General features: G+C 69.7%; 13 protein-coding genes. 3 read left to right on the forward strand and 10 right to left on the reverse strand.

All coding sequences use genetic code 11. The features are described 5' to 3' along the window. Positions 1–17: 17 nt before the first annotated feature. Positions 18–500, reverse strand: coding sequence for a CarD family transcriptional regulator (locus ACQG07_RS03310; RefSeq protein ID WP_064296368.1), 483 nt, complete (start codon positions 498–500; stop codon positions 18–20). Positions 501–711: 211 nt separating this feature from the next. Here ACQG07_RS03310 and ACQG07_RS03315 point away from each other — a divergent pair, with 211 nt between their 5' ends. Then, on the forward strand, positions 712–1,245 hold the full coding sequence (locus ACQG07_RS03315) for a hypothetical protein (protein WP_192005412.1): 534 nt from the start codon (positions 712–714) through the stop codon (positions 1,243–1,245). A gap of 76 nt (positions 1,246–1,321) precedes the next feature. On the opposite strand, the gene ACQG07_RS03320 is transcribed toward ACQG07_RS03315, so the two are convergent. Together ACQG07_RS03320 and ACQG07_RS03325 are read right to left on the reverse strand one after the other, a co-directional pair. Then, positions 1,322–2,005: a response regulator transcription factor gene (locus tag ACQG07_RS03320; RefSeq protein ID WP_064296370.1), complete on the reverse strand. Its 684-nt coding sequence runs from the start codon at positions 2,003–2,005 to the stop codon at positions 1,322–1,324. Next, positions 2,002–3,168, reverse strand: coding sequence for a sensor histidine kinase (locus ACQG07_RS03325; RefSeq protein WP_079705355.1), 1,167 nt, complete (start codon positions 3,166–3,168; stop codon positions 2,002–2,004). The genes ACQG07_RS03320 and ACQG07_RS03325 overlap by 4 nt, the downstream gene beginning before the upstream one ends. A gap of 166 nt (positions 3,169–3,334) precedes the next feature. On the opposite strand from ACQG07_RS03325, the gene phoU reads away from it, so the two are divergent. Then, positions 3,335–4,003: a phosphate signaling complex protein PhoU gene (gene phoU / locus ACQG07_RS03330; protein ID WP_064296372.1), complete on the forward strand. Its 669-nt coding sequence runs from the start codon at positions 3,335–3,337 to the stop codon at positions 4,001–4,003. Between the two features lie 76 nt (positions 4,004–4,079). On the opposite strand, the gene ACQG07_RS03335 is transcribed toward phoU, so the two are convergent. From ACQG07_RS03335 to ACQG07_RS03345, 3 genes are all read right to left on the reverse strand, one after another. Beyond that, positions 4,080–5,501 carry a chaplin family protein gene (locus ACQG07_RS03335; protein WP_426737133.1) on the reverse strand — a complete coding sequence of 474 codons (1,422 nt, stop codon included), beginning with the start codon at positions 5,499–5,501 and terminating at the stop codon, positions 4,080–4,082. Between the two features lie 109 nt (positions 5,502–5,610). After that, positions 5,611–6,477 carry a hypothetical protein gene (locus ACQG07_RS03340; RefSeq protein WP_426737134.1) on the reverse strand — a complete coding sequence of 289 codons (867 nt, stop codon included), beginning with the start codon at positions 6,475–6,477 and terminating at the stop codon, positions 5,611–5,613. Between the two features lie 162 nt (positions 6,478–6,639). After that, positions 6,640–7,389 (reverse strand): phosphoglyceromutase, encoded by a 750-nt coding sequence (locus ACQG07_RS03345; protein WP_079705352.1) that lies wholly within the window; start codon positions 7,387–7,389, stop codon positions 6,640–6,642. 71 nt (positions 7,390–7,460) lie between these two features. On the opposite strand from ACQG07_RS03345, the gene ACQG07_RS03350 reads away from it, so the two are divergent. Then, positions 7,461–8,285: a class I SAM-dependent methyltransferase gene (locus ACQG07_RS03350; protein WP_426737136.1), complete on the forward strand. Its 825-nt coding sequence runs from the start codon at positions 7,461–7,463 to the stop codon at positions 8,283–8,285. Between the two features lie 19 nt (positions 8,286–8,304). On the opposite strand, the gene ACQG07_RS03355 is transcribed toward ACQG07_RS03350, so the two are convergent. The 4 genes from ACQG07_RS03355 to ACQG07_RS03370 all read right to left on the reverse strand — a co-directional run bounded on the left by ACQG07_RS03355 (position 8,305) and on the right by ACQG07_RS03370 (position 11,731). Then, complete coding sequence (locus ACQG07_RS03355; RefSeq protein WP_426737137.1) at positions 8,305–9,372, reverse strand: FUSC family protein; 1,068 nt, start codon at positions 9,370–9,372, stop codon at positions 8,305–8,307. Positions 9,373–9,434: 62 nt separating this feature from the next. Continuing rightward, a complete protein-coding gene (locus tag ACQG07_RS03360) occupies positions 9,435–10,601 on the reverse strand; it encodes a YgfZ/GcvT domain-containing protein (RefSeq protein ID WP_426737139.1) in 1,167 nt (388 codons plus the stop codon). 1 nt (position 10,602) lies between these two features. After that, positions 10,603–11,307: an FABP family protein gene (locus tag ACQG07_RS03365; protein WP_079705349.1), complete on the reverse strand. Its 705-nt coding sequence runs from the start codon at positions 11,305–11,307 to the stop codon at positions 10,603–10,605. A gap of 133 nt (positions 11,308–11,440) precedes the next feature. Then, complete coding sequence (locus ACQG07_RS03370) at positions 11,441–11,731, reverse strand: hypothetical protein (protein ID WP_064296602.1); 291 nt, start codon at positions 11,729–11,731, stop codon at positions 11,441–11,443. Between the last annotated feature and the right edge of the window lie 25 nt (positions 11,732–11,756).

Consider the following 11,756-nt stretch of genomic DNA (forward strand, 5'->3'; position numbering starts at 1 on the left):
CCGAACGGACGGTCGGCTCAGGAGGCGAGGACCTCGTCGAGGACGGACGACGCCTGCTCCTCGTCGGTCTGCTCCGCCAACGCCAGTTCGGAGACCAGGATCTGGCGGGCCTTCGCGAGCATCCGCTTCTCTCCCGCTGAGAGGCCTCGGTCCTGGTCGCGACGCCACAGGTCGCGGACCACCTCGGAGACCTTGATGACATCGCCCGAGGCCAGCTTCTCGAGGTTCGCCTTGTAGCGGCGGGACCAGTTCGTCGGCTCCTCGGTGAACGGCGCACGGAGCACGTCGAACACGCGGTCGACACCCTCGCGTCCGATGACGTCGCGCACCCCGACCAGGTCGACGTTCTCGGCCGGGACCTCGATCATGAGGTCGCCCTGGGTGACGCGGAGCTTGAGGTAGAGCTTCTCCTCGCCCTTGATGATCCGGGTCTTCACCTCGGTGATGGTCGCGGCGCCATGGTGCGGGTAGACGACGGTCTCGCCAACTTCGAAGATCATGGGTCTCGGTCCCTTCAGCGCCTCCCAGAATACCACGGGACCCCTGCTCAGAGCCGGGTACCGGGTGCCCCGCGGACCGGGTGGCGCACCGGCCGATCACGGGTCGACGACCCGGCCACACCCCTTCGCAGCCGTGGGCTAGACTCGAATCCGGATCCCGGGACACCTGTCATTCATCTGCGCCCGGGGCCACCACATCTTGGAGGGTTCTGTGAAGGCGCGTCTCATCGCTTCCATCGTCGTCGCGGGTGCTGTCGCACTCGGCATGAGCGGTTGCAACCTCATCGCGCCGCAGGCGACCCTGAAGCACTACGACGCCTCGGACGGCGTCGGTGTCACCGTCGGCTCCGTGGCCGTCCGCAACGCCATCGTCGTCTCCGACGACGGCGAGACCGGCAACCTCGTCTTCAGCGTCGCGAACCGCGACGACCGCGCCCACACGGTGCTGATCGAGATCGAGGGCAAGGACGAGCAGTTCCAGGTCCTCGCGGAGCCCGGCCTGACGACGTTCGACGGCTCGGGAGCCAACGACCCGCTGCGCATCGAGTCCCTCGGCACGCAGCCCGGAGCCGTCCTGGACGTCTTCTTCCAGTACGGCGACGAGACGGGCGCCACGGCGAGCGTGCCGGTCCTCACCGGCCAGCTGCTCGAGTACTCCACGCTCGTCCCGACGCCGCTGCCGACGGATGAGCCCACCGAGACGCCGACGCCGCTCGCGACGCCCACCACGGAGCCGACCGAATAACGCTCCGTCGCCCAACACGACCGAACGCCCCGCACCTCTTCAGAGTTGCGGGGCGTTCGTCCGTCCTGGACCTGCGTCAGGCCTCGAAGCGGTAGCCGAGCCCACGCACGGTGACGAGCATCACGGGTTCGGAGGGGTTCGCCTCGATCCGGGAACGGATGCGCTTGATGTGGACGTCGAGCGTCTTGGTGTCGCCGTAGTAGTCGCTCCCCCACACCCGGTCGATCAGCTGACCACGGGTGAGGACCCGTCCGGCGTTCCGCAGGAGCAGCTCGAGCAGCTCGTACTCCTTGAGCGGCATCGGGATCGGCGCCCCGTTGACCTCGACGACATGACGTTCGGTGTCCATCCGGACCGTGCCGGCCTCGAGCAGCACCTCCTCCTGCGCCTGGTCCGCCTCGACACGGCGTCGCAGCACCGCCCTGATCCGCGCGAGCAGCTCGCGGGTCGAGTAGGGCTTCGTGACGTAGTCGTCGGCGCCCAGCTCGAGCCCGACGACGATGTCGACCTCGGAGTCCTTCGCGGTCAGCATGATGATCGGCGTGCTCGAGACCGCGCGGATCTGACGGCAGACCTCCGTCCCGGGGATGCCGGGGAGCATGAGGTCGAGCAACACGAGGTCCGCGCCGCGAGCCGTGAAGGCCTGGACCGCCGAGGGGCCGTCCTCCGCCACCTCGACCTCGTACCCCTCCCGTTCGAGCAGGTAGCTCAATGGTTCGCTCAGGGACGCTTCGTCTTCGACGAGCAGGATGCGGGTCACGGGGTACTCCTTGCCGTGCCGGTGGAGAGGTCCTCCGGCGGGGTCGTTGCTCTGGGAAGGCGGATGGTGAACGTCGAGCCACGGCCCAGCTGCGACCAGACCTTCACTTCGCCGCCGTGGTTCTGGACGGTGTGCTTGACGATGCTGAGGCCGAGGCCGGTGCCGCCCGTGTGGCGGGACCGCGCCTGGTCGACGCGGAAGAACCGTTCGAAGACCCGGTCGCGGTCCTCTTCGGCGATCCCGACGCCCTGATCGGTGACGGCGATCTCGACGACGTCGTCGACCGCCCGGACGCCGACACCCACGTGTGCGCCGGTGGGCGAGTAGTGGATGGCGTTCGAGATGAGGTTGTGCACGGCGACGACGAGCATGGCCTCGTCACCGTACACCTCGAGGTTCTTGCCGCCTTTGAGGGAGAGCCCCACCCCGGTCGCCTCGGCCGGCACGCGGTTCTGGTCCACCGCCGCGGCGATGACCCGATCGAGGCGGACGAGTTCCGGCTGATGGAGGGCGTCGGCCGCCTGCAACCGCGAGAGGTCGATGATCTCCGCCGTCATCCGGGTGAGTCGCTGCGACTCGGTCGAGAGCCGGCTGGCGAACCGCTTCACCCGTTCCGGGTCGTCCGCCGCCGTGTCGAGTGCTTCCGAGAGGAGCCCGATGGCGCCGATCGGCGTCTTCAACTCGTGGCTGATGTTCGCGATGAAGTCCCGGCGGACCTCGTCGAGTCGACGCGCCTCCGTGTGGTCCTCGGCGAGCAGCAGGATGAACCGCGACCCGAGCGGCGCCGCCCGCACGCGCAGGTGCCGGGTTGCCTCACCGAAGCGCCCGAGCGCGAGTTCCAGGTCGCTCGTGACGGCCTCGCCGGTGCGGCGGACCTCGAGCGCGAGGTCGATGAACTCCTGGTTGTCGAGCACGCGGTCGCGCACCAGCCCGAGCGCGAAGGCCCCAGGAGAGGCCTTCAGCACGTTGTTGGACGGATCGACGACGATGCCCGCGCTGTCGAGGGCCTCGAGCACCTGGTCGACCCCGTCGGGCACGACCGGGTTGACGACCGTCGCGGCGCGCTCGCCCCGTCTGAGGGCGAGGGTGATGAGGGCGACGAAACCGCCCCCGACGATGAGGCCGAGTGCCAGGGCGATCAGCACCAACCACATGGTGTCCATGGGTACTACGTTACTCAGTCCGCCGAACGCCGAACTCGCGAATACCCCGCCACTTCGACGACTGTTCACGCTTGGTGCCCCAACTGTTAACCTTGGTTCGGCATCATCGGCGGAGCGGGCATCTGCCTGCCCACCGCCAGGTCACGGAAGGACGGCACCCAGAGCCATGCGCGAGGTATTCCAGCAGTCACTGCGAGAGGTCCAGGATCGCCTGGTCGAGATCGCCGAACTCGTCACGATCTCCATCGAGAAGGCGACGCAGTCCTTCGGCAACTCGGACGTCGCGGTCGCTGAAGAGGTCATCGCCAACGACAACCGCATCGACCAGCTCGCGATCGAACTCGACGAGCTCGCCATCGACATCCTCGCCCGTCAGCAGCCGGTCGCGCGCGACCTCCGCATCGTCGTGAGCGCGCTGCGCATCAGCGCGTCGCTCGAGCGGATGGGCGACATGGCCGAGCACATCGCCCAGCTGTCGCGGTACCGCTTCCCCGACAAGGCCGTGCCCAAGGGCCTGCGGACCACCTTCGCCGAGATGGGGCGACTCGACGTCTCGATCGCTCGCAAGCTGACGGAGCTGCTGCGCACCCAGGACCCGCGCATCGCCGACGAGATCCGCAACGACGACGACGACGTCGACGAGCTGCACGCCAGCGTCTTCGAGAAGGTCCTCGGCGACACCTGGAAGGGTGAGCCCGTCGCGACTGTCGACGCCACCCTGGCGTCGCGGTATCACGAGCGCTTCGCCGACCACGCGGTCTCCATCGCCAAGAAGGTCCAGTACCTCGCGACGGGCGACTGGATCCCCGAGGCGACCACGCCGGTGCACCACTGACCAGCTGATCCCGGACACCCCGACGAGCGGTGTCGACCCGAGACCGGGTCGGCACCGCTCGTCTGTTCGTGCGGGACTAGCTCATCCGACGACGGGTGATCGCGCCGCCTGCCAGGAGCAGGAGGCCGAGGACCGTGGCGAGGCCGGCGAGCGGCAGGAGCTGACCCGCGGCGCTGCCGGTGTCGGCGAGCGTCGGCTCAGCTGAACGCGCGGCCGAGGCCGTCGTGTTCGAGCCGGTCGAGGACGCCGCCGTCGCGGTGGTGACCACCGTGGCGGGGACCGTCGGCACGGCGGGGGTCACCGGGGTGGTGGGGTCCGTCGGGTCGGTCGGGTCCGTGGGGTCCGTCGGGTCGACCGGGGTGGTGGGATCGGTCGTCCCGGGACCACCGGTCTCGCTGTCCCCGATCACGGAGATCGCGTTGCCGCCGATCGTGACCGGCAGCTCCAGGCCGAGGTCGATCTGGTTCCCACCGCCGAGGCTGTCGTCACCATCCGTGGTCGACGTGGCGCCGCCGGACGATGCCGGAGCGGAGGCCGAGGTGCCCGTCGACTCGGAGTCGCCGATCACGCTGACGGCGTTGCCCACCACCGAGATCGGGAGCCCGACGTCGCCGAGGACCTGGTTGCCACCGGCGACACTGTCGTCACCGGTCGTGGTCGACGGCGCCGCCGGAACAGCCGCACCACCCGAGGTGGCAGGCGCACCCGCCTCCTCACTACTCGAATCGCCGAACAAGGAGATGGCGTTCCCACCGACCGTGACCGGAACGGTCACCACCGGCGACACCTGGTTCCCACCGGCGACACTGTCGTCACCGGTCGTGGTCGACGGCGCCGCCGGAACAGCCGCACCACCCGACGTGGCAGGCGCACCCGCCTGCTCACTGCTCGAATCGCCGAACAGCGAGATGGCGTTCCCACCGACCGTGACCGGAACGGTCACCACCGGCGACACCTGGTTCCCACCGGCGACACTGTCGTCACCGGAGGTGGTCGCCTCCTCGGTGACCGGTGAGGCGGACTCCCCCGCCACCGGTCCGGACGTCGAACCCGACTGCTCGGCATCGCCGATGATCGAGATCGCGTTGTCCTCGACCGTCACCGGGATGGAGACGGGCAACTGGACCTGGTTCCCACCCGCGACACTGTCGTCACCACTGGTGGTGGCGGCCGGCGCGGGCTCGGGCACCGGTGCTGGCTCCGGCGCAGGTGCCGGCTCCGGCGCGGGTGCCGGCTCCGGTGCTGGTGCCGGCTCCGGCGCGGGTGCCGGCTCAGGCTCAGGTGCCGCTTCGGGTGCGGACGTCGCCGTTGAATCGCCGACGACGCTCACCGCGGTGTCGACGATCTCGACGGGGGCCTCGAGGACCACGTCGACGAGGGTTCCGCCGAGGATGCTGTCGTCCCCGGACGTGTCGGCGTTGGCCGCGGTAGCGCCGAGGAACGTGAGTCCCGCGACGAACAGGCCGCAGTAGAGGCCTTTCTTGACATACGAATTCATGATTCCTGCTCCTTGCAGATTGACTGATGTGCTCCCGTGGTCGGGAGGCTTCGGACCGTTGAACCGCCCAGGGGCGGGTCTCCGCCGCGAACGGCAGAGTGGTCCGGCGTCAGTCAGGAGAGGTATCGGAGGGGAACGTGGGTGAAGCCGGGAGGTCTTCGTCTCGCGCAGGTCCGCGACGGTCGTCGCCGGGCGCAGGGAGGATGACGGAGATCGACTGTTCGGCCGCTGCGGCGCCACCGACGGCCCCACCGGAGCCGGAGGACCCGGAGCCGCTCGGCGTGACGGCCCAGCGGCCGTCGGCGTCCGGCAGCAGCGGAAGGTTCGCAGGGGTGGCGGGGAGGCTGGACGATCCGACGACGGCGGCGGGCTCGGCCGCGGTGGACGACGTGTCTTCGCGATCCTGGCCGCCCGACACGGTCGTCGAGTCACCCTGCTGGACGGACGGCGGTCCGAGGACCGTGGTCGGAAGGATCGCGCCGCCGGCGGTCGAGTCAGTGGTCGACACGTCCGCTGCCGGGCCCTGCGGGAGCGCTGGGACGACCGGATCGATGATCGGCGTACTGGGGACCGGGACCGCGGTGACGACATCGGCGACGCCGGTCAACGTCTGGTCGACCGTTTGCACGACCGGATCGACGATCGCGGCGACGGGTGCTGCGCCGACGGTCTCCTCGACCACGTCGTTCACCACCGGCACCGCAGCGACGGCCTCGTCGACGACGTCGACCACCGGTTCGATCACGGCGGTGTCGACGACGTCGACGACCTCCGCGACAGCATTGACGGGCTGCTCGAGCGAGCCGACGACCTCGGTCACCGCGCCCAAGAGCGACGGATCGGTGGCACCGTCGTCGGCATGCGCGGAGGAGGGCGACCCGAAGAGGGCCACCGCCGTGAACGCCGCAGCGGCGAAGCCACCGAGCGCCAGGGCGCGCCACAGGGGGAAACGGGTGCCGTCGGTCGACTGCTCCATGCGTATCCCCCCAATCGGGTTACAGTGCAGTCACTGTACGCCCAACCCCGAAGCGGTTCAACCCCTTTTTTTCGACATGGAAAACCCCGGCCAGGAGCACTTTCGGCGACTATGTCGCCACGCCGCGCTCCCGACCGGGGTGGTGGTTTGGTGGGGTTTCCGCTACTTCTTCCCCTGCGCCGCGACGGCGGCGGCGCCTGCTGCTGCGGCCTCGGGATCGAGGTACCGGGCCGGGGCGACCGGACGGAAGTCCGCGTCGAGCTCGTAGACGAGCGGGATGCCGGTGGGGATGTTCAGCTCGGCGATCTCGTCGTCCGAGATGTCGTCGAGGTGCTTCACGAGTGCGCGGAGCGAGTTGCCGTGCGCCGTCACGAGGACGGTCTTGCCGGCGGCCAGGTCGACCGTGATGTCGGACTCCCAGTAGGGCAACATCCGGTCGATGACGTCCTTCAGGCACTCGGTGCGGGGCAGTTCTCCGTCGATCCCGACATACCGGGGGTCATCGGCCTGCGACCACTCGTTGTCGTCGTCGATCGGCGGCGGCGGCACGTCGAAGGAACGACGCCAGGTCTGGAACTGCTCCGGGCCGTACTCGGCGAGCGTCTGCGCCTTGTCCTTGCCCTGCAGCGCGCCGTAGTGACGCTCGTTGAGGCGCCAGCTGCGCTTGACCGGGATCCACATGCGGTCGGCGGTCTCGAGGGCGAGGTTCGCCGTCTGGATCGCGCGGGAGAGGACCGAGGTGTACAGCACGTCCGGGGTGATGCCGGAGTCGGCGAGCAGTTCGCCCGCACGCTTGGCCTCCGTGACGCCGAGTTCGCTGAGTCGGACGTCGACCCAACCGGTGAACAGGTTCTTCTGATTCCAGTCGCTGTTGCCGTGGCGCAGCAGGACGAGGGTGTAAGTCTCAGGCATGTCCCCAGCATACCGACGGCGCATGACCGCGAGGTGGACGGTGACCCCGCTGGGTGAGGGAGAATGGATCCATGCCCGTCGGATCGATCACCCGTGGGACGACCGGCACGAACCGGCTCCGACGGGTGGACCGCTGGATCGCGACCCACCCCTCACTCAGACGGACGACGAACCCGCTGGTGGTGGACCTCGGCTACGGCGCGAGCGGCGTCACGGCGTTGGAACTGCACGACCGGCTGAGCGCCGTCCGCCCCGACGTTCGGGTCATCGGATTCGAGATCGAACCGGGGCGGGTCCGCACCGCTGACGCGCAACTGCAGCAGGTGCGAGCGGGCACGACCCGGTTCACGCCGACGGCTGCGGTCTCCTTCGCGCGCGGCGGGTTCGAGGTGCCGACCGGCGACGACCGTCCCACGGTGATCCGGGCGTTCAACGTGCTCCGGCAGTACGACGAAGCCGAGGTCGCGGGTGCCTGGCGGCTCATGGCGTCGCGGCTGCAGCCCGGCGGAGTACTCGTCGAGGGGACGTGCGACGAGATCGGACGGGTGTCCAGCTGGATCGCGGTCGACGACCAGGGTCGTGCGGAGTCGTTCTCCGTCAGTCTGCGGCTCGCCGACCTCGAGCTGCCGTCCATCGTGGCCGAACGACTGCCGAAGGCGCTGATCCATCACAACGTGCCGGGCGAACGTGTCCATGCGCTCATGACGGACCTCGACCGCGCCTGGCGGATGCATGCACCCTTGGCGGTCTACAGCCCGGTCCAACGATGGCTGGCGACCGTCCGGACGCTCCGGGACAGCGGGTGGCCGGTGCTGGCCGGCCGCAACCGTTGGCGCCTCGGTGAGCTGACACTGCCGTGGTCGGCTGTCTCCCCGGGGCCTTCCTCGACGGACTAAGTGTCGGAGAATGCTCCCGTCAGAGCGAGGGCAGCGCCGCCTGCGCCTCCGGCGTCGGCAGCCCCGTCGCCGTGAGCAGGTCGACGAGGTACGGCCGGAGCACGAGCACGAGCGCCTGCTCGGAGACCGAGGCGTCGGGAAGGACGGCGACCGGCTCGAGGTGCTTCGCGATCTCCAGCAGGGACTGCCTCGCGACCGGCTGCTGGGCGATGTCGCCGATCGACTGCGACAGGATGCCGAGCGCGACGGAGGTGCGCGCGAGCAGGTCCGCGAGCTCGGGGCGGCTCGTGGCGTCGCGCGACACATAGTCGATGCGCCGGGCGATCACCCGGAGGTTGCGGGTGGCGAGGTCCATGCCGTCGAGCATGGTCCGCTGCCGTTCGAGGTCGAACACCGCCTTGCGGAGGAACGGCGAGATGCGCGCGATGGCGAGCCCTGAGTCGAGGGTTCCGCGCCACGCGTCCAGGGCCGGCTGGGTGGCCCTCGCCCGTGCGAGCGCGCGGTCAGCCTCCTCGAGGTCGCCGAGACGCAGGGCGGCGACGAGCGAGGCGAGCGTCCGGACGTGTTCGTCGATGAGCCGCTGGCCGTCCCGGCGAGCACTCCGGCGCGGGTCGCGTGGGATGAGCGCGGTCGCGAGCAGCGCGAAGACCCCGCCGATCAGCCCGTCGAGGGTGCGCACGAACGGGCCGCCGTCAGGCACGGGCAGGAGCATGACGAGGACGGACTGCACCGCCGCCGCGATCGCGAACGACGCCGCCGGCGACAGGAACCGGGCGACGAGCAATGTGAGCACGAGCGCGACCGCGAGTTGCCACGTCCCCTGACCGAAGCCGAGGAGCAGGATCTCGGCCAGCGCGATCCCGACGCTCATCCCGACGGCCGTCTCGAGGACCCGGATCGGGCGCGCGTCGCGAACGAATCCGAGACTCGAGATCGTCACCGTCAAGGCGAGGAGTGGCACGGCGTGCCCGAGCACGTAGTGGGCGAACACGTACGCGCCGATCGCCGTGGCGCTGACCTGCAGCACCGCCGGCACGGATCCGACGAGACGATGCCAGGCGTCGCCGAGCGCGATGCGGCGACGCACCGCAGCGGTCCATCGGTCGACCCGTACGCCCGGGTCCGAGGCGTCGTCCTTCCCCACCGAGGTCAGCGCCGGACGGCGCCGAGTCGCGGCAGCCGCGGCACGTTCGCCGTGGCCCCGGCATCCGCCGGCACGACGATCTCCTGCGATGCCGCGACATCGATGCCGTCGGCTTCCACCGTCAGCACGGCCGCCGGATCCGCGGAGCGCTTGACGATCGCCAAGGCCACCGGGCCCAACTCGTGATGGATTCCGCTCGAGGTGATGCGTCCGACGGGTTTCCGGGTCGCGTCGCCGCCGACGCCGACGAGCACCACATTCGAACCGGCCGGCGGCAGGACCGCATCGGAGCCGTCGAGGAGGAGCATGACGAGGCGACGCGGCGGATGCCCGAGGTTGTGCACCTTGGCGACCGTCTCCTGACCGCGATAGCAGCCCTTGTTCAAGTGGACGGCCGAGCGCAGCCAGTCGAGCTCGTGCGGGATGCTCCGCTCGTCGACCTCGGACTGCAACCGCGGGCGCCAGGCGGCGATCCGCAGGGCCTCGGCGGCCAGCGAACCCGCGGCGGAGAACGTCCCCGCACGGACCTGCTGCACGAGCGACTCGAGCTGCTCGCGCGCGACGATCGTCTCGGTCCACGTCCACGCTGCACCCGGGTGCTCACCCGTCGCGTACTGATGCCCGCCGACCGCGACCTCGGACCACGGATCGTGCCAGACGAGCGGCATGCCGTTCGGCTCTGCAGCGTCGACCGCGAGACCCGCCGCCGCACCGATCACGGCGTACTGCTCGGTCGCGACGGCCACCTCGACGCGCAGCATGAACCGCATCCGGTCGAGCCAGGCGTGGAGGGGCGCAGCATCGTCGGCTTCGGTGACGAGCCACGTGGTCGTGCCGTCGTCGAGCAGCTTGACCGCGTGCTCGATCCGGCCGCTCTGGTCGAGGAAGAGGGTCTCCGTCGAGCTGCCGGCCGACAGCGAGCGCAGCTCCTGGCTCGTGATGGAGTTGAGCCAGCTCAGCCGATCGGGGCCGGTGACCGTCACGATGCCACGGTTCGACAGGTCGACGATCGCCTTACCGTTGGCGATGAGGCGCTGCTCGATGTTCGGGCTGCCGTAATGGGAGGGGACGCCGTGGTCGACGGCACCCGCCTGTTCGACGGCACCCGGCAGCGTGAGGAAGGGCGAACCCGGAATCGGTTCCGGTGTGACCGCTCCGTTGGGAATGGTCACGTCAGTCGGCTTTGGCCAGGCGCGCCGAGGCGTGCGTCCGGAGGTCCTGTCCCAGGGCGGCGATGTCCCAGGCCCAGAGCAGGTGGTTCTCGACGAGACCGTACAGGCGGGTCGCGGCGGCGTACTCCTTGGCTCCAGCGGTCCGGACGACGGCGTCGGTCGCGAGGTCGATCCGCGGGCCGTCGATCTGGCCGAGGTAGAGCTCGCTCACACCGTTCGGGTGGACGATCGAGACCTGCAGGGGGAAGGCGCCGGTCGACGTGCGCAGGGTCTCGACCGATTGCGCGGTGCCGAACGGGCGGGGGCCTTGCCCTGGGAGCATGCCCGGGCCCGGGTCGCCCTCGATCAGCGGGCGTTCGAGGCGCCAGTAGCCCGTCTCGGTGACGAGCGGCTCGGGCACACCGGACTCGTCCGCCGAGGCTCCGTCAGGCGCGACGTCCGCAGCGGTGTCGTCCGACAGGGCGTCCTCGTCCGTGGACGAGGCCCCCTCGGCGTCGCGCGGGGGCTGCTCGGGCAGGAGCCAGGTGTAGGAGTTGTAGTTCAAGTACGGCAGGCCGTCGTGGCTGAAGCTCACGCGCTGACCGAACTCGCGGGTCACGGTCTCGTCGCCGACCTGGTAGTCGATGACGCCGGTGCCCTCCCAGACGCCGATGAGCCACGACAGCGGGACCAGTTCGCTCGGCAGGCCGCTCGGGATCTCGATCATCGAGGGACCCGGACTAGCGCTGACCGCGGTACAGGTTCTTCAGCACGACCACCGCGGTGAACGCGATGGCGAGGCTGGCGAGGACGAGCAAGCCGATGAAGAAGATTTCGAGAGCGAGCAGCATGGGGAAAGTCTACCCCGAGGCCAGGGCGATGAGGCCATACACGGCACCGCCGATGGCGAGGATGAGGACGGCGCCGGTGACGCTCGTCGACATCCGATCGACGAATCCCACCTTCTGTCGCGTCAACAGCTGTGCCGAGAACGCGGCCAGGGTGCAGAGGCCGAGCGTGGCCGACAGCCCGAAGAAGGTCTCCCCCGGACTCCAGAGCAAGCCGGAGACGACGACGCCGACGAGCGCGAGCGCCCAGATGGAGACGACACTGATCCAGCGCAGCCGGGGGGAGAGAGTGGTTTCGCTCACGGACCCATTGTCACAGAGCGGACGC

The organism is Plantibacter sp. 2H11-2, from assembly GCF_050031945.1.
GTDB classification, from domain to species: Bacteria; Actinomycetota; Actinomycetes; order Actinomycetales; family Microbacteriaceae; genus Plantibacter; species Plantibacter auratus.

Excerpts from the sequence above, each read along its gene's own strand:
- ACQG07_RS03310 (WP_064296368.1), bottom strand. The coding sequence starts at position 500 with ATGATCTTCGAAGTTGGCGAGACCGTCGTCTACCCGCACCATGGCGCC.
- ACQG07_RS03325 (WP_079705355.1), bottom strand. The coding sequence starts at position 3,168 with ATGGACACCATGTGGTTGGTGCTGATCGCCCTGGCACTCGGCCTCATC.
- phoU (WP_064296372.1), top strand. The coding sequence starts at position 3,335 with ATGCGCGAGGTATTCCAGCAGTCACTGCGAGAGGTCCAGGATCGCCTG.
- ACQG07_RS03335 (WP_426737133.1), bottom strand. The coding sequence starts at position 5,501 with ATGAATTCGTATGTCAAGAAAGGCCTCTACTGCGGCCTGTTCGTCGCG.
- ACQG07_RS03340 (WP_426737134.1), bottom strand. The coding sequence starts at position 6,477 with ATGGAGCAGTCGACCGACGGCACCCGTTTCCCCCTGTGGCGCGCCCTG.
- ACQG07_RS03345 (WP_079705352.1), bottom strand. The coding sequence starts at position 7,389 with ATGCCTGAGACTTACACCCTCGTCCTGCTGCGCCACGGCAACAGCGAC.
- ACQG07_RS03350 (WP_426737136.1), top strand. The coding sequence starts at position 7,461 with ATGCCCGTCGGATCGATCACCCGTGGGACGACCGGCACGAACCGGCTC.
- ACQG07_RS03365 (WP_079705349.1), bottom strand. The coding sequence starts at position 11,307 with ATGATCGAGATCCCGAGCGGCCTGCCGAGCGAACTGGTCCCGCTGTCG.